This window comes from Marinobacter sp. DUT-3 (assembly GCF_050379435.1).
Classification (GTDB): domain Bacteria; phylum Pseudomonadota; class Gammaproteobacteria; order Pseudomonadales; family Oleiphilaceae; genus Marinobacter.
The window spans coordinates 207,820-225,386 of record NZ_JBNRMG010000005.1 but is presented as its reverse complement, the minus strand read 5'-3'; the positions used below and the strand labels follow the sequence as shown (position 1 = coordinate 225,386).

General features: G+C 59.4%; 12 protein-coding genes and 1 pseudogene. 7 read left to right on the top strand and 6 right to left on the bottom strand.

Annotated features, from left to right (window positions below; translation table 11 throughout):
• Window positions 1-2: 2 nt before the first annotated feature.
• The 3 genes from ACQUWM_RS11510 to ACQUWM_RS11500 are packed head-to-tail and all read right to left on the bottom strand — an operon-like array spanning window position 3 to window position 3,320.
• Window positions 3-1,580, bottom strand: a complete 1,578-nt coding sequence (locus ACQUWM_RS11510; RefSeq protein ID WP_428922236.1) for a formate dehydrogenase beta subunit — start codon at window positions 1,578-1,580, stop codon at window positions 3-5.
• Window positions 1,577-2,113 (bottom strand): formate dehydrogenase subunit gamma, encoded by a 537-nt coding sequence (locus tag ACQUWM_RS11505; RefSeq protein ID WP_428922235.1) that lies wholly within the window; start codon window positions 2,111-2,113, stop codon window positions 1,577-1,579. Before ACQUWM_RS11505 ends, ACQUWM_RS11510 begins: the two co-directional genes overlap by 4 nt.
• Before the next feature lie 40 nt (window positions 2,114-2,153).
• Window positions 2,154-3,320, bottom strand: a complete 1,167-nt coding sequence (locus tag ACQUWM_RS11500) for a GlxA family transcriptional regulator (protein ID WP_406999422.1) — start codon at window positions 3,318-3,320, stop codon at window positions 2,154-2,156.
• 249 nt (window positions 3,321-3,569) lie between these two features.
• On the opposite strand from ACQUWM_RS11500, the gene ACQUWM_RS11495 reads away from it, so the two are divergent.
• A complete protein-coding gene (locus tag ACQUWM_RS11495) occupies window positions 3,570-4,952 on the top strand; it encodes an L-serine ammonia-lyase (protein ID WP_406999420.1) in 1,383 nt (460 codons plus the stop codon).
• Between the two features lie 27 nt (window positions 4,953-4,979).
• Here ACQUWM_RS11495 and ACQUWM_RS11490 read toward each other — a convergent pair whose 3' ends face one another.
• Window positions 4,980-7,619 (bottom strand): GcvT family protein, encoded by a 2,640-nt coding sequence (locus ACQUWM_RS11490; RefSeq protein ID WP_428922234.1) that lies wholly within the window; start codon window positions 7,617-7,619, stop codon window positions 4,980-4,982.
• 70 nt (window positions 7,620-7,689) lie between these two features.
• Here ACQUWM_RS11490 and ACQUWM_RS11485 point away from each other — a divergent pair, with 70 nt between their 5' ends.
• The 4 genes and pseudogenes from ACQUWM_RS11485 to ACQUWM_RS11470 all read left to right on the top strand — a co-directional run.
• The gene (locus ACQUWM_RS11485; protein ID WP_428922233.1) at window positions 7,690-9,420 is read left to right on the top strand and encodes a chloride channel protein; all 1,731 of its coding nucleotides are present in this window, start codon (window positions 7,690-7,692) and stop codon (window positions 9,418-9,420) included.
• Window positions 9,407-10,525 (top strand): ABC transporter substrate-binding protein, encoded by a 1,119-nt coding sequence (locus ACQUWM_RS11480; RefSeq protein WP_428922232.1) that lies wholly within the window; start codon window positions 9,407-9,409, stop codon window positions 10,523-10,525. Before ACQUWM_RS11485 ends, ACQUWM_RS11480 begins: the two co-directional genes overlap by 14 nt.
• Before the next feature lie 139 nt (window positions 10,526-10,664).
• Window positions 10,665-10,973: a hypothetical protein gene (locus tag ACQUWM_RS11475; RefSeq protein ID WP_406999415.1), complete on the top strand. Its 309-nt coding sequence runs from the start codon at window positions 10,665-10,667 to the stop codon at window positions 10,971-10,973.
• A gap of 52 nt (window positions 10,974-11,025) precedes the next feature.
• Window positions 11,026-11,841: pseudogene (locus ACQUWM_RS11470) on the top strand (AraC family transcriptional regulator); the annotation flags it as partial.
• A gap of 18 nt (window positions 11,842-11,859) precedes the next feature.
• On the opposite strand, the gene ACQUWM_RS11465 reads toward ACQUWM_RS11470, so the two are convergent.
• Window positions 11,860-12,447: a LysE family translocator gene (locus ACQUWM_RS11465; RefSeq protein WP_406999700.1), complete on the bottom strand. Its 588-nt coding sequence runs from the start codon at window positions 12,445-12,447 to the stop codon at window positions 11,860-11,862.
• Between the two features lie 231 nt (window positions 12,448-12,678).
• Between ACQUWM_RS11465 and ACQUWM_RS11460 the strand changes: the two genes are divergently transcribed.
• Entirely contained in the window at window positions 12,679-13,314 is a 636-nt protein-coding gene (locus tag ACQUWM_RS11460; protein ID WP_406999413.1) for a DUF1326 domain-containing protein, read from the top strand.
• A 23-nt stretch (window positions 13,315-13,337) separates the two neighbouring features.
• Here the strand turns inward: ACQUWM_RS11460 and ACQUWM_RS11455 are convergent, their stop codons facing one another.
• The gene (locus tag ACQUWM_RS11455) at window positions 13,338-13,790 is read right to left on the bottom strand and encodes an Lrp/AsnC family transcriptional regulator (protein ID WP_406999411.1); all 453 of its coding nucleotides are present in this window, start codon (window positions 13,788-13,790) and stop codon (window positions 13,338-13,340) included.
• A gap of 159 nt (window positions 13,791-13,949) precedes the next feature.
• Here ACQUWM_RS11455 and ACQUWM_RS11450 point away from each other — a divergent pair, with 159 nt between their 5' ends.
• Entirely contained in the window at window positions 13,950-17,513 is a 3,564-nt protein-coding gene (locus ACQUWM_RS11450; protein WP_428922231.1) for an NAD-glutamate dehydrogenase, read from the top strand.
• The last annotated feature ends 54 nt before the right edge of the window (window positions 17,514-17,567 follow it).

Here is a 17,567-nt window from a genome sequence, read left to right as displayed (position 1 = left end):
GGTCAGCCTCCCTCCTTGCCCATTGGTCGGGCAAAATCGTCCGGGAAATATTGCAGCGCGCTGCGTACCGGGTTGGGGGTCATGCCGCCCATGGCGCAGAGTGAACCCATTTCCATGGTGTCGCAGAGATCCTGCAGCAGGGCCAGGTTATCGGTGCGGTCCTGGTTGGCGATGATGCGGTCGATCACTTCCACGCCGCGCACCGCGCCGATGCGGCAAGGTGTGCATTTGCCGCAGGATTCCACGCGACAGAATTCCATGGCGAAGCGGGCCTGCTGTGCCATGTCCACGCTGTCATCAAAGGCAACGATACCGCCGTGGCCGACCATGCCGCCGGCATCGGCCATTGCCTCGTAATCCATTGGCGTATCCCAGTGACTCTCCGGCAGGTAGGCGCCGAGTGGTCCGCCGACCTGAACCGCCCTTAACGGGTGACCCGACTCGGTGCCGCCGCCAAAATCGTACAGCAGGCTGCGCAAGGTGACGCCAAACGCCAGTTCCACCAGCCCGCCCCGGGCCAGGTTGCCCGCCAGTTGGAAGGGCTGGGTTCCCCGGGAACGGCCCATGCCGTAATCGGCATAGGCCTGTCCGCCTTCAGCCAGGATGTACGGCACGGCGGCCAGGGTCAGTACGTTGTTGACCACCGTGGGCTGCCCGAAGGCGCCGTGATGGGCCGGCAGTGGTGGTTTGGCGCGCACCATGCCCCGCTTGCCTTCCAGGCTGTCGAGCATGGCGGTTTCCTCGCCGCAGATGTAGGCTTCGGCACCCAGGCGGATATACAGGTGAAAGGTCCGGCCACTGCCCAGCAGGTTGGTGCCAAGATAGCCTTCGGCTTCTGCCCGGGCGATGGCTTCGGTGAGAATCTGATGGGCATTCGGGTATTCCGAGCGCAGGTAGATAAACCCGGTATCGGCGCCCACGGCCAGTCCGGCAATCACCATGCCTTCAATCAGCACATAGGGATCGCCTTCCATCAGCAGCCGGTCGGCGAAGGTGCCGGAATCGCCCTCATCGGCATTGCAGACAATGAATTTGTGGCCACTCCAGGGGTGACCCGGCTGTTCCGGATTTGCCTCCAGAACCGTGCGCCATTTTCGTCCGGCGGGAAAGGCCGCGCCGCCCCGGCCGCGCAAACCTGAGAGCTCTACTTCGTCGACGATCTGTTCCGGCGTCAATGTCAGTGCCCGTTCCAGCCCGCGGAACCCGTCATGGTTCCGATAGTCGGTGATTGAGAGCGGGTCGGTGATTCCGACGCGGGAGAAGGTTAGACGTTGCTGGCGCTGAAGATAGGGAATGGCTTCCGTGTTGCCCTGGCAAAGGGGATGGTTTTCGCTACCTTCGAGCATCCCCTGGTCCAGCAGTGCGGGAATGTCATCTGGCGTTGCTGGCCCATAGGCGACACGACCACGGGGAGTGTCCACCTCTATCAGCGGTTCCAGCCAGAACAGGCCACGGGAGCCGTTACGCACCAGTTGGGCGGACAGGTTTCGGTGCTGGATTTCCTGCTCGAGTCGATCCGCTACGGCATCGGCGCCAAGTGACAGGGCGGTGGTGTCTCGGGGCACATAGACGTGGGTCATTGGGCACCCCGCTTCGTGTCACCGGTCTCGGGGGCCGGGGGCTGGAATCGCAGGGGCACTCGCGTCAATTCGTCCAGCAAGCGATCCATGGTATCCGGATCCACCCGGCCCAGAATCCGGTCGCCAATGCGGACGCTGGGGCCAGTGGCGCAATTACCCAGGCAATACACCGGCTCCAGGGTGATCTCGCCATCCGCCGTGGTCTGGTGAAAATCCACCCCCAGCTGTTGCCGGGTATGGTCGACCAGTTGCCGGCTGCCCCGGGCCTGGCACGCCTCCGCACAACAAACCTGAAGGACGTTGCGACCGCAGGGTTGCGAACGGAAGCCATGATAGAAACTGATGACCCCGTGTACCTCGGCCCTGCTGAGCGCCAGTGCCTCGGCAATGGCGGGCACAGTGGTAGGGGGGATATAACCGAAGGCTTGTTGCACGGCATGCAGTAATGGCAGAAGCGCGCCTGGCAGGTGCTGGTGCTGCTCGATCAGTTGAGCGATCCGGTCATCCTGATCATTGAAGTTCGGTTCCTGCATTCGACGCCTCCCGCTGCCTGGACAGCGACCATGGGAAAGGTCAGTTCATGGTCCCGGATGATCTTGGTGGCGGATTCTTCGGGCTGAAAATGCCGTAAGTCGGCTCGACCCGGGCACGGTGCAGGGCCAGCATCGATGACGATGGCAGGCTCTGCATGGTGTCGGTTAAGACACCGTTGGTGGTTTCCGGGGTAGCAACCTCCATTCGTTCATGCTTCGGGGCACGCCCCATGACTTTTCGGTAGCAGCGGCTGAAATGGGTCGCGGAGACAAACCCGCACATCGATGCAATTTCCACGATGGAGCAGGATGTCTGTTTCAGCAGTCGGCGGGCCCGGTTGAGTCGAATCCGCAGGTAGTAACGTGAGGGGGTGCAGCCCAGGTGTTTCAGGAAGAGTCTTTCGAGCTGGCGGCGGGAGATCCCGGCCAGGTCGGCCAGTTCCTGCAATTCGATGGGCTCTTCGATGTTGGCTTCCATCAGCTGCGCGGCTTCGGCCAGTTTGGGCTGTGCGCAGGCCAGCTTGGGAAGCATCGGCATGGGCTGTTGCTCCTGCTCTTCACGTACCCGGTCACAGACAAACATGTGGGACACGGCATTGCTGAGTTCCTGGCCATGCCTGCGGGCCAGGAAACTGAGCATCATATGCATGGGCACGGTGCCGCCGGTACAGGTAATGCGCTCGCGCTGAACGGTAAACAGGTGGTTGTTGGTCTGTACCCGGGGGAATCGTTCCTGAATGGCTTCCAGGCATTCCCAGTGGGCGCTGCAGGAATAACCATCCAACAACCCGGCACTGGCGAGGACATAGGCGCCGGTACACACGGCCCCCAGCAACACGTGCCGGCGGGACAGTTGTTTCAGCCAGCTGACTTCCTTGGGCGAGAAGCTGCGGGTGACATCCACGCCGGCGACCACGATAACCAGATCGAAATCATGCTCTTCACGTATGGACCCATCCGGCAACATGGTGATGCCGTCACTGGCCCGGGCGGCTTCGCCTTCCGCCGTCAGCAGCTTCCAGGAATACAGTTCGGTGCCGGCCAACTGGTTGGCCATTCTCAGGGGCTCAACAGCTGTAGCCAACGCGATCAGGGTAAAGTTATCGATCAGCAGGAAGCCAACGCGGTAGGGCGTTTGAACTGGCTTGGCTGTGTGCGAATCTGTATCTGTGGCCACGGTGTATTCTCCCCGCCTCAACCTGAACATTAGTTGTTGCCTTTGGATCGTGCAATTAATGATCAGTTCCGGCTTAATTTCATTTTAAAGTGGGGCTTGGGTGGTGAATGGTCCACAACCGACATCGGCCGCCCCCGAATGTTCCATATGCGACGTTTTTTGCATTTTGACCGGGCTGGCGATCTGTCGTAAATCAGCCTTCCAGTGTCGCCTGCAAGCAGGCGGAGAAAGGTGGGCGGCGTTACTGTTCAGGGAGGTACAACGGCAGGAGTCCGTCCATTGGCAATCAGTCTGTTTGAGTTGTTCAAGACGGGGATTGGCCCGTCGAGTTCCCACACAGTCGGGCCCATGGAGGCGGCGCGTCGGTTTGTCGGCGTTCTGGAGAACGAACAGCTGACACCGTTGGTCCGGCGCCTGAAAGTCTCCCTGTACGGATCACTTGGAGCGACCGGCAAGGGGCACGGCACTGGCCCCGCTGTTTTGATGGGCCTGGAGGGCGAACGGCCGGACGGTATCGATCCGGACACCATGCCGGACCGCCTCGACCGTATCCGCCACTGCGGGACGCTGGCCCTGGCCGGGCGATGGCCCGTGAGGTTCCGCGAAAAGACGGATCTGGTCTATTTCCGCCGGAAATCCCTTCCCGGGCATCCCAATGGCATGATCTGCATAGCCTTTGACGAACTGGGCCGGAGCCTGCTCGAGAAAACCTATTACTCGGTGGGTGGCGGTTTTGTCGTTGATGGCAATGCGGGCGGCACGCTGACAATCCGGGAGGATACGACCCGGCTGCCTTATCCTTTCAGCAGTGGCCGGGAGCTGCTGGCACTGTGCCGGGAACACGACATGACCATCGCCGATATCATGTTTGCCAACGAGCAGGCCTGGCGCACACCAGAGCAGATCCGTGACGGTATTCTTGAGCTCTGGCAGGTAATGCGTGCCTGCGTTCAGAACGGTATCCGACACGAGGGCGAGTTGCCGGGCGGCCTGAAGGTTCGGCGGCGGGCTGCGGCGCTTTACCGGTCGCTGATGGACAAGGAGCGGGTGGATCTGATCTCGCCTTCTCTCAGCGCCCTGGACTGGGTGAACCTATACGCTCTGGCGGTCAATGAGGAGAACGCCGCCGGTGGCCGGATTGTGACCGCTCCCACCAACGGAGCCGCCGGCATTATCCCGGCGGTGCTGCACTACTATGTGGAGTTTTGCCCACAGGCGAGTGACGACGGTGTCGTCCGGTTCATGCTGACGGCGGGAGCCATCGGCGCCCTGTTCAAGGAAAACGCCTCTATTTCCGGCGCCGAGGTAGGGTGCCAGGGAGAAGTCGGTTCTGCCTGTGCCATGGCCGCTGCCGGACTTGCTGCCGCGACCGGTGGTTCACCGGAACAGGTGGAGAATGCCGCGGAAATTGGTATGGAGCATCACCTGGGCATGACCTGTGACCCGATTGGCGGCCTGGTGCAGATACCCTGTATCGAGCGCAATGCCATGGCGTCGGTGAAAGCCATTGATGCCGCGATTATGGCTCTGCGTGGTGATGGCAAGCACTACGTATCGCTGGACAAGGTGCTGGTGACCATGCGCGAGACCGGCCGCGATATGCTGGACAAGTACAAGGAAACCGCCAGAGGCGGGCTGGCGGTCAACATCATTGAATGCTGACCGCCGGGTTTTGTGTCAGTTGCTCCCTCAGGATTTCACCCGCTCATTGTCGGGATCAAACAGCGCCCGATAGCCCACCGCTTCAATCCGCACAGGGTAGTGCTCCTGGAAGTATTCCAGGGTGAGTTCCCGGCCTTCCTGGGCATAGTCGGCGGGAATGTAACCCAGCAGGATGATCTTACCTACTGAAGGGCCCCAGACCACGCTGGTGTTGTAGGACCGACGGCCGTGGCTATCGATCAGCACCTCGCCGGTTTGCGGGTCCAGGATCGGCCACTGACCCACCGGGTAGCGTAGGACGCCGTTGGCATCACGGTGCTCCAGCATGGTCATGGTGCACAGGTAGGCGGCCTGCTGTGGCAGGGCCCGTTGCTCCTGGTAGGCAGCCTTGCCGTGGAAGTCCGCTTCCTTGACTTTGGGGCGTGCCAGCCCGGCCTCGTACAGGTTGTATTCCACCTCCAGATCCACGTTCTGCAGGCGCAGGCTCTTCTCCAGCCGGCGGGTGTTGGCGTAAGTTTCGATGCCAACGGGGGTGACGCCAGCGTCGTAGAGCAGGTCCCAGATCTTCAGGCCATAGCTGAATGGGAAATAGAGCTCCCAGCCCTGCTCTCCCACATAGGAAATCCGGAACGCCCAGACTGGCACGCCCTGGACGTTCAGTTCCCTTGCGGTGGCAAAGGGGAAGTTCTCGTGGGACAGTTCGTCCGGGTTGCTGACCAGCTTTGCCAGGGTCTCCCGCGCTTTGGGTCCCCACAGCCCCAGGGTGGCAAGCTCATCGGTGCGGTCCTGAACGCGAACATTGTCCAGGCCTTTTGACCGGGCCATTCGTGTGATCCAGCAATAGTCCCGGTGGCCGGTGTCACCGCCACAGATAACCCGGTAGTCGTTATCGCCCCGGCGAATGATGGTAAGGTCGGAGCGGATGCCGCCCCGGTCATCAAGGAAGTGAGTGTATACGCCTTTTCCGTGGGGCGTGGTGCCTCCCACCTTGGCCACGGAAAGGTATTCCAGCAGGGCCTCGGCATCATCGCCGGAGATGTCGAAGATGGCGAAGTGGGACAGGTTGATCATGCCCACGGATTCACTCATCTCCAGTTGCTCGGCGTTGGAGACTTCCCAGAAATGCCGGGCGTCCCATTCGTGTTCCCGCACCGGTATCCGGTCCCGGAACTTTTCCAGCAGAGTTGCTTCGTTGGCGGCGTAGCCATGGGCCCGTTCCCATCCGGCCGCTTCCATGAAATAGCCGCCCAGTTCCACTTCCCGCAGATAGAAGGGGCTGGTACGCATCTGGCGCCCGGTCAGGTAGGGTTCCCGGGGATGGACCGCCGGGTTGTAGATCTTCTTCGCGGTTTCATAGCAGCGGTTGTACACATAGTCTGGTGTTTTCTGCAGCGGGTAGTGCCGGGCGATATCGATGCTGTGGGGATCCATCTCCGGTCGACCATCGGTCATCCAGTCCGCCAGAACCTTGCCGGCGCCCGGGCCATCCTTGACCCAGACCGCTTCACCAAACCACAGGTTACGCACCTCCGGAGATTCCCCCATCAGTGAGCCGCCATCCGGTGTGACCGATAGCAGACCGTTGAAGGAATGCTTCTCCTCCCAACCCAGTTCGCCCAGAATCGGGGTCATCTCAATGGCTTTTTCATAGGCATCCATGACCTGATCCAGCGACAGATCCCGCATGGATGGAGACATCCGTGCATCTTTGGGCTCGGCGATAGCACCGGGGTACACCAGCCGGGGGTTTTCCGCCTCATAGTAACCCCACTCCATGTGACCACCCTCAGGTGTGGTCGGGTCTCCGGTGTCCCGCACGTAAGCGGAGTTACCCTGGTCGCGGAACAGCGGGTAGACGATCTGTTTGCCGGTGCCCTTCAGTGCCTCGTAGGGGCCGAAGAACAGCAGCGGGTGTTCCAATGGCATCAACGGCAGGGGGGATGAAGCGGTGTTGGCCATTAATGGCCCCCAAATGCCTATGGAGAGCACCACGTATTCCGTTTCTATGTAGCCTTTGTGGGTTTCCACGCCCCGTACCTGGCCGTCCTGGACATCAATGCGGATCGCCGGTGTGTAGGGGAAAACCTGCAGTTTGCCGGTGGCAACCGCCTCTTCCACCAGATCCCCGGCCACTTTCTGGGACCGGGGTACCACCAGCCCGGCATCCGGGTCCCACATGGCGCCCTGGATGCAGTTTTCATCCACCAGCGGGAACAGCTCCTTGGCCTCTTTCGGTGAAATCATGCTGACGTTGGTACCGAAAGCCTTGCCCGAACCTACCTTGCGGCGCAGTTCGTCCATGCGCTCGTCGTCATCAATGCGTGCCACTTCCATGCCGCCGCATCTCTCGTAGTTACCGCGCTTCTCATAAAACGCCTGGCTGTACTTGGTGGTGTAGACGTTGAGCTTGTCGTGGGACGTGGTGAAGCAGAAATCCGAGGCGTGGGACGTGGAACCGATGTCGGTGGGAATGGCGGACTTCTCCAGCCCGACGATGTTGTCCCATCCCCGTTCGATCAGATGGTGGGCCACCGAGGCGCCAACAATCCCCCCTTGCCCGATAATCACGACTTTTGCGCTTTTCGGTAGTTGTGCCATATCGATTACCCCTTCCAACCAGGAATACCAGAACTGCCGCCAGTCGATCCAGACACGGCTTTGCTTCAATGTGGCCCCGATTCCGGGAGGTTGCTACATTAAATACGACATACAGAAGTCCAAAAACGGCACTGGGATCATGGACAGACTGGACGTTCGGCAGACGGTGTATCAGGTTACCATGGTGACAGTGGTGGCTGTTGCCGTGGGCGCCGTGGCGTCACTGGCGGCCATTGCCTTCGTTGAGGCGGTCCTGCTGCTGAATGATTATCTGCTGGTGTCGCCTTACGCCCGTATCCAGGCCGAGGACCGGCACCTTCTGGTGGTGGCCGCCACTATTGCGGTACCGGCGTCCGGCGGACTGATCGTCGGGCTGATTGTTCGCTGGTTTGTAAAGGAACGACGAGCCCTGGCGCCACCGGATGCCATCCTGGCGGCGCAGACCAATCGATCGGGGCCCGGTTTTCGCAGTGGATTGGCGTCGACCCTGGCGGCTCTGGTCTCCCTTGGCAGCGGCGCCTCCGTGGGTCAGTACGGCCCCCTGGTTTACCTGGGCGCCATGTTCGGCAACCTTGCCGGCCATCTTAAACTCAACCTCCGTCACCAGCGTTCCATCGCCATCGCCTGTGGTGTGGCAGCAGCCATTGCCACGGCATTCAATGCACCTATTGCCGGGCTGGTTTTCGCCCACGAGGTGATTCTGCGTCACTATTCCCTGCGGGCGTTCGCGCCGGTCACCGTGGCATCCGCGACCGGCTATATCTTTGCCAACGTCATCTTCGACCGGCCGGCACTGTTCCTGGTGAGTTTCGGCCATGTGGAACACAGTTATGAGTTTGTGTTTTTCGCGCTGGAAGGGGTACTGAGTGCCGGGCTGGCCTGTGGTTTCATGTGGCTGTTGCGAGCCAGTACCGCCGCTGCCCGTCGGTTTCCGGTGCCGCAGTGGTTGAAGCCGGCATCGGCAGGACTGGTGCTGGGCCTGGTCGCGCTGTGGATTCCCGAGGTGCTGGGAATCGGTCAGGAAACCCTGCGGTTCGCCACCATTGAAGGCGCCTTCGGTATTGGCGAGCTGGCGCTGATTATTGTCGCCAAGCTGGTGCTGACGGCACTGTGTATCGGCTTTGGTTTTGTCGGCGGCGTATTCAGCCCCGCCCTGCTGGTGGGGATTCTGTTCGGCGCCTTCTACGGCCTTGTCCTGCCGTACCTGCTGCCACTGCCTTATTCAGGGCTGGAGGTGTATGCCATCTGCGGCATGATGGCGCTGGCCAGTTCCGTTATTGGGGCACCCCTGACCACCATACTGATTGTGTTCGAGCTGACCCGCAGTTATGACCTGACCATTGCCGCCATGGTTGCCGTGGTGTTCTCGAACCTGATTTCCTACCGGGTGATCGGGCGTTCGCTGTTCGACCTTCAACTCCGGGCCCGCGGTTTTGATCTCTCCCTGGGGCGGGACAAGGCGATCCTGGAGACTCATCCGGTCCGTGATTATTGCAGCCAGGCCTACACCACAGCCTACGTGGATGAAAACCTGGGGATGGTGCGTCAGCGCCTGGTGGATGATGACCGGGCCGAGGCCATGGTGCTCACTCGTGAGGGTAAATTCCGGGGTGTAGTGCGGCTGCAAAAGCTGGTCAATGGCCGGGCGGATGCTCCGCTGGATGCCATGATAGTGGCTGGGGCGACGCAGTTCGGTGATGACACCACGGTCTGGCAATCCATGGAGATGCTGCGGGGATTCCTGGGGGAAGCCGTGCCGCTGATCGGTGACGATGGCCGCCTGATTGGCGTGGTGCCCGAGGAAGCGGTGATCCGCGCCTACCTGGAAATTGTCCATGACCTGCGCGAGGAAGAAAATGAAGCGGCCTAGTAAGTGGACATGGCTGAAGGGCGTTGTGCTGGTACTGCCGGGGCTGTTGGCTGCGGAGGACCGTGTGCTGACGGTGGCCACCTGGGGCGGTGCCTATGAGGAGAGCCAGAGGGCAGCCTATTTTGAGCCGTTTACCGAACAGACGGGTATCGAGGTGCGCACTGTGGTCTATAATGGCGGCCTGCAGGTGCTTCGCGATCATCTGGCCAGCGGAGAGGTGGAATGGGACGTGATCGACATGATCCAGTCTGATGCCAGTGCCGCCTGTGACGAAGGGCTACTGGAGCCCATTTCCCCGGCTATTCTGGCACCGGCTCCTGACGGTACACCGCCGGAAGAAGATTTCATGGCCGGCGCCATTGATCCCTGTTTTATCACCCAGATTGTGTTCTCCACCGTGATTGCCTATGACGATCGTGCTTTCCCGGGCGTCAAGCCTCGCACGGTGGCAGATTTCTTTGACCTGGAAACCTTTCCTGGCAAGCGCGCATTACGGCGGGCGCCGGTGGGTATGCTCGAGTGGGCATTGCTGTCGTTGTCGGTGCCGAGAGAGCAGCTCTATGACTTGCTCAGCACCCGGCGCGGGCTGGAGCTGGCTTTCCGGCGCCTGGACGAAATCCGCGATGAGATTGTCTGGTGGACCGGCGGTGACGAATCCGTGGAGTTGCTCACCAGCGGCAAGGTGGCCATGGCAACGGGGTATAACGGGCGGTTTTTCGATGCACAAGTAAGGGAGGGAGCGCCGATTTCGGTGATCTGGGACGGACAACTGATTGGCTTTAACAGTTGGGCGATTCCCAAAGGCACGGATCAGGTGGCCATGGCGGAGCAATTTATCGGATTTGCTACCCGCACTGAGAATCTGGCCGCCCAGGCGAACCGGATCAGCTATGGTCCCGCGCGGCGTTCGGCGCGCCAGCGAGTCGGGCTTCACGTGGAGACCCGGGTGCCGATGCTTCCTCACATGCCAACAGCACCGGAACACATGGATAATGCCGTTATCCGGGACCACCGTTGGTATTCTCAGACGGTCCGGTTGCGCGAGGAGTGGTTCCATAAGTGGCTGCAACGAAATGATGAGGCGCTTTCGTCGGATTCACGTTGATCCATCGTGATCGGTTTGTCTTTGGGAAACGCCGCGCAGTGGGAACCGAGGCGCTGACTTTGGCGTGTATTGATGTTGCCCGCGCGATGGGGTTGGGGTAAAACGCCACCCCGCTTTCGATAATCTTGAGGAGTATCCATTGAAGAAGGTTTTTTTGTTTCCACTTTTCCTGACAACCGCTTTGGCCGGTTGCCAGACATCCGGCTACATGACGTCCGCCGCCACTGATGGCGACGGTGTGACCTGCAGTGAAATTTATCAGGCCTTTGATACTTATCAGCAGGATAAGCAGTCCGCCCAGTCGTTGCAGGAGTTGGCGGCCCTGGTGAACCCGACCGCCGGTTCCATGGCTCAAAAAGGCGTCAGTTCCGCCGAGAGTTACTACGATCAGATCAAGGCCAGCGCCAATGTTGCGCTAGCGGTTCGTGGCTGCCAGCCAGTCGGGTAAGTCTCCGGAAGTGGTGCTATGCTCTGCCCAAAAGACGGAGGCGAGTAACGGTATGAGTAACTCATCCACCCCCCAACCGATATTCTGGCGAGACAGTCGACTGCCCCATATCGAGCTTCGGGTCGTCGAGGATGGCCGCAAGGTGTGTTATGCGCCTCATACCCACACCCAGTGGTCGATGGGCGCCATTACGGCCGGGCAGAGTACGTTTGTCTATGTGGATCGGCGATATCGCGTCAGTGCCGGATCACTGGTATTCATGAACCCGGAATGGGTACACAACTGCAATCCCATTGAAAATCAGCCATGGGCCTACCTGATGCTGTATGTGGATGCCAACTGGCTGGCCAGGCTTCGGTTTCGTCTGGGGCTGATTGATGAGCCGGTCTGGCAGGATCTGGATTGCGATGTAAGCCGGTCGGAACCGTTGTTTTCCGGGTTTCGGGCTCTGGCGGACTGCCTGTTGAATGAACAGATGCCGATACAGCAAAAACGAGACACGGCGGAAGCTTTTCTGTCGGAGGTGATGGTGTCGGTTTCGGCCCAGTCCCTGAAGTCTGATCGGCCATTCCCACCGGCACCAGGTCCGGTCCGGGAACTTGCCCGGTATCTGGATGATCATTGTGCGGATGAGTTGTCCCTTGAGTGGATGGCTGAGCGTGTGGCGTTATCTCCCTCACACCTGGTGAAAGTGTTTCGCAAACACTACGGCATGACGCCTCATGCCTATCAGATCAATCGCCGCATCCAGCTTGGGCAGCGCGCTCTGAAGCAAGGCGCACCAATCGCCGATGCAGCCCTGGCGGCCGGGTTCTTTGATCAGCCTCACTTCCAGCGGGTGTTCAAGCGCCTGGTTGCTGCCACTCCGGGACAGTACGGTCGACCGCTAATCGAGAATCAGGTACAGGCAACTCGCTGCGAGCAGGGCGGCGAGGGTGCGATTGACGGTTTGCAGCAGCTGGGGGCGATGGATGTGTTGCCGGAGGAAGCGCCCGGTCAGCACCCAGGTAGACAGCGACAGCCAGCAGATCGGTAGATACAGGGCGGCAAAGATCGTCAGTTGAATCAGGTCACCACCGGATGTGTATGCCCCGATACCAGAAGCAGAAGCCAGCCACGCCTTGGGGTTGAGCCACTGCATGAGGGCTCCGGTCCAGAAACCGGGCGCTTTGGCGGGTGTTTCATTGGTGATGGTTCCGTCATCCATGGCCAATCGGTAGCTCAGATAAAGCAGAAACGCGATACCGGCCCAGGTCAGCAGGCGTTCAAATCCCGGAATCCAGGAAAGTGCGGAATGCAGTCCGAGCCCGATGGCCAGGAAGAGGGCAATGAACCCCAGCGTCGCACCGGTAACGAACCACAACCCCCTGTGCAGGTGGTAGCGTGTACCGCTGCTCAGGCACACAAGGTTGACCGGCCCCGGGGATATCGAGGCGGCCAGGGCAAAGGCGGACATGGGCAAAATCAGGGACAGGGTCACGGGCAGCTCCTTACTCTTTGGTTGGTTTGTAAGGAGTTTGACGGGGGGAGGATCCCTGGTATTGCACAAAATTGTGCTGTCCCGATAAACATTGACGCTGACCAGGCCGGGTAATGCTGAGGATTATATCCGGCCGATTCTGGATACGTAATCGTCTAATACTATCCCCTGATCTGAACTACCCTGTTATCCACACACACTGCGTTGCTGACAGGAGTGACGGAGATGAACAAGGTTGATTGGCGCATTAAGGGATTGGAGTTCGTAAACTGTAACTGTGAGGTGGGCTGTCCTTGCCAGTTCATGGGCCGGCCGACTCAAGGGGACTGCAAGGCGTTTGCTGCGGTGAGAATTGAGGAAGGTTTTTTTGGCGATACCCGTCTGGATGGTTTGTCTTTTGCCATGACTCTGCAGTGGCCCGGAGCCATTCACGAGGGCAATGGGCAGGGACAGGCTTTTGTTGATGAGCGGGCGACACCTGAGCAGCGCGAGGCGCTCATGTCGATCCTGTCTGGTGAGACATCCGAACCCGGGGCCACGTTCTTCAACGTGTTTGCCAGTACATTGACGAAAATGCACGACCCGGTGTTCTGTCCGATTCAGGTGGACTGTGACGTTGAGCGCCGTCGTGCCAGCGTCCGGGTGGCGGACATGATTGATGCTTCCGGGGAACCCATACTCAATCCGATTTCAGGTGAGGAACACCAGGCACGTATCGATTTACCTGATGGATTTGAGTATGCCGTGGCCGAAGTGGCCAGTGGTCGCACCAGTGCCCACGCTGGCATCCCTCTGGAGTTGAATGCCAGCCATTGCCACCTGGCTCATCTGGATATTGGCCCGGGAGGCGTTCATCGGTAATGGATCGGGGCAGAGGCTTCGGCCTACAGCCCTGCATCCTTGATGTTCTCCATCACCACAAAGGTGCTGGTCTGCAGCACGTGTGGCAGGGCGGAGATCTGTTCCCCCAATACCTGCCGGTACTCCGCCATGTTTCGCGTGCGCACCTTCAACAGGTAGTCAAAATTACCGGCGATCATATGGCATTGCTCCACAGCGGAAATCTGCTTCACTGCGTTATTGAATGCAGTCAGTGACTGGCTGCTGGTGTCGTGCAGTGTGACCTGCGCGAAGGCGACATGGCTCTGGCCGAGTTTGGTCTGGTTGACCAATGCGGTATAGCCGGTGATGTAACCCTGTTCTTCCAGGCGACGCATGCGAACCTGGCAGGGCGTTTTTGATAGCCCTACCCGTGAGGCAAGCTCGGTGACGGTGATTCGGGCGTGTTTCTGAAGTTCACGAATGATGGCGTGATCGATTCTGTCCAATTCGACCATAACTTTATTTCCTGGCTGGATGAACGGCTATATAAGGAGCCAAATATAATAAAAATACCTGTATTTTAAAACTATATGGTCAAAGAGACTTCCGGGACTTGAGTATACTGGAACTTCGTCCATTCCATATACCCAGTTGAATGTACCCGGAGACGCTCCATGCCACAGTCCCGCCCTTCACAACAACAAACCTTGCTGGAACAACTCGCTGAGGCCCTTCAGGATCAGGAGTCGGATCCCCAGGGCACGAGGAATCTGCGAGAAATCGTTGCGAAGATGATGACCGAGTCCCAGTCCTGGGATGATGATCTGCACGCACAGTTGGTTGAATCGCTTGGCGAGGCCTCCGGCGGCCTGTGTGCACAGATGTTCAGTGGCGGTTTCCCTTCGGCTTATCGGGCACGTTTCCCTGTGGCGGAAGCCATTGGCGACATTCACCAGATCCAGTCCATCGCCGTCAGTTCCGATGTCCCCATGCGGTTTTACCAGCTTGCAGAGCCGTCAGCGGGGAAAACGCCATCAGCGGAGAGAAGGCGATCAACCGATCAACAGCCATCGTCCGACGGAGAGCTCAACTTCAAGCTCTACAGTCAGGGCAACCCGGTTATTCTCTCGGACGTCATCCCTATCCTGGAGAACCTGGGAATGCGGGTGCTGGGGGAGCATCCGTATCGGGTTCAGCGGCGGGACGGGGAACATTTCGGCGTCAGTGACTTTACTGTGGAATGCCATTCCCGTTGCCGTGACGCTGATCTGGAAAAGGCCAAGCCACTGTTGCAGGAGGCATTCCGTGAAATCTGGAATGGCTTTGCGGAAAATGACGACTTTAACCAGCTCATCATGGCCGCAGGACTGGGGTGGCGCGAAGTGGCGCTGCTGAGGGCGTATTCCCGGTATATCAAGCAGATACGTTTTGGCTTCAGCCAACCGTTTATTGCCGACACCCTGGCGCGTCACCTGAACATTACGTCAATGCTTGTGGTCTACTTCAACGCGCGTTTTGATCCGGACATCCCGGCGGAGACCCGGGAAGTGATGGCCGGGCGAATTGAGAACGATATCCTTGGCGCCCTGGAAGCGGTGGAGAGTCTGGACGATGACCGTATCCTCAGACGTTTCTATGTGCTGATCAAGGCAACGTTGAGAACCAACTACTATCAGCGCCAGCAAGGTGGCCAGACCAAGGGCTATCTGTCATTCAAGCTCGACTCGGGTGCGATTCCCGATATCCCCAAACCCTGCCCGCGCTTTGAGGTGTTTGTGTATTCACCGCGGGTGGAAGGTGTTCATCTCCGGGCGGGTCCGGTCGCCAGGGGCGGTCTGCGCTGGTCGGATCGGGTGGAGGATTACCGCACCGAGATCCTGGGACTGGTCAAGGCCCAGCAGGTCAAGAATTCGGTCATCGTGCCGGTTGGTGCCAAAGGTGGCTTTATCGTCAAGCAGCCGCCGCGAGACGGTTCCCGAGAGGATCTGCGGGCGGAAGGTATTGCCTGCTACCAGACCTTTATCCGGGGGCTGCTGGATCTGACGGACAATCTGGAAGGTGGCGTGGTTGTCCCTCCGGTCGATGTGGTTCGCCATGATGACGACGATACTTACCTGGTGGTCGCCGCCGATAAAGGCACCGCGACCTTTTCCGACATCGCCAACCGGTTGTCGCAGGAATACGGGTTCTGGCTGGGCGATGCGTTTGCCTCCGGTGGTAGCGAGGGCTACGACCACAAGAAGATGGGGATTACCGCACGCGGTGCCTGGGAATCGGTGAAACGCCATTTTCTGGAGCAGGGTCTGGATACCCAGAACGACGAGTTTACCGTGGTTGGCATCGGGGATATGGCCGGCGACGTTTTTGGTAACGGCATGCTGTTGTCTGACCGTATTCGCCTGGTAGGTGCGTTCAACCACCAGCATATTTTCATCGACCCGGAGCCGGACGCCAGCGCTTCCTTTTCCGAACGCCAGCGCCTGTTCAAGCTGCCCGGATCGACCTGGGCCGACTACGACACCCAGCTGATCAGTGAAGGCGGCGGTGTGTTTCCACGCTCCATGAAATCGATTCCGCTGTCACCGCAGGTGCGCGCCGCCCTCAACCTGGAGGCCACCCGGTTATCCCCCAATGAGTTGATCAGCGCCCTGCTCAGGGCTCCGGTGGACATGCTGTGGAATGGGGGTATCGGCACCTACGTGAAGGCCAGGGAAGAGTCCCACGAAGACGTGGGTGATAAATCCAATGACGGGTTAAGGATCAACTGCGACGAGCTGCGCTGCAAGGTGTTGGGTGAGGGTGGCAACCTTGGGGTAACCCAGCTTGCCCGAATCGGTTTTGCCCGCGCTGGTGGGGCGGCCAACAGCGACTTTATCGATAATGCCGGTGGGGTTGACTGCTCGGACCATGAGGTCAATATCAAGATCCTGCTCAACGATCTGATCCAGCAGGGGCGGCTCACCCTGGACGAACGCAACCGGATGCTGCGGGCCATGACGCCTGAGGTGGCTGACCTGGTGCTGAGAAATAATTACCGCCAGGCCATGGCGTTGAGCCTGGCCCAGAGTGGTGTTGTGGCCTCGACAGACGAATATGAGCGCCTGATGCGGCGTCTGGAGGCTGAAGGCAGGCTGGACCGGGCACTCGAATTCCTGCCCGACGATGAAGAGCTCCAGGCCCGGCGTGAGCGTGCGGCCGGGTTTACCCGGCCGGAGCTTTCTGTGCTTGTTTCTTTTGCCAAGATCGAGCTCAAGCAGGCGCTGATCACCGCCCCCATTGTGCACGACGACCGCTTTGCCAGTGCACTCCATTCCGCCTTTCCGGCGTCGTTGCTGGAGGCTTTTCCCGAAGCCATACACGCGCATCCGCTGCGTGCTGAGATCTCTGCAACCCAGATTGCCAATGACATCGTCAATCGCATGGGTATTACATGGGTAGACAGGATTCGTACTGCGACCGGTGTCGATTGTGGTCGTCTGGCTGCTGCCTACCTGATCTCCCTGCGCATCCATGGCGTAGATGCCAAATGGTCTAGTATTGAAGCAATGGACGGTAAAGTCAGCGCACAGATCCAGGCCGAGATGTTCGCGGATGTCATTCGCCTGGTGACGCGGAGTACCCGCTGGTTACTGCAGAATCGCTGGCATGGACTGGATCCTGACAACTGCGTGGGCCGCTATCAGGAGCCCCTGGCGGAGGTGTTGGCGTCGCGGGAACAGTTGGCCACGGTGATCCCGGAAAGCCGTTGGCAGGAACGTTATGAGGAGTACCATAGGGAAGAGGTGCCGGAGCATCTTGCAGCCTATTGCGCTTCCGCCGAGAGCCGGTATTGGCTGATGGATATGATCGAGATATCCCGTCAGCTGGATCAGGACCTGGAGTCCGTGGCATGGGTGTACTTCCGGTTGGGCGAAAGCCTGAACCTGACCTGGCTGGACCGGCAGATGCGTATGTTCCGGGCCAATGGCCATTGGCAGGTGTTGGCAACGATACATTACCGGGATGAGCTTGATCAGAAACTGCGGGATCTTACATCCAGTGTGTTTTCCGCAGAGACCGAAGATGCTGTCGGGGAACGCTCGCCGGAGCAGTTGCTGGAGGTCTGGCGTGAGGACAAGCAGCCTTTGTTGGGGCGCTGGAAACGGATGCTGGGGGATATGCAGGCCGCCAACGAGATTGATTGCGCGGTTTTCTCGGTCGCTCACGGTGTGCTTCGGGAACTGGCTTCCAAAGCCTGACGGTCGGGGTTGGTTCGGGCGTTCTGTCTAAATATTAATTGTTCGATGGTAAAT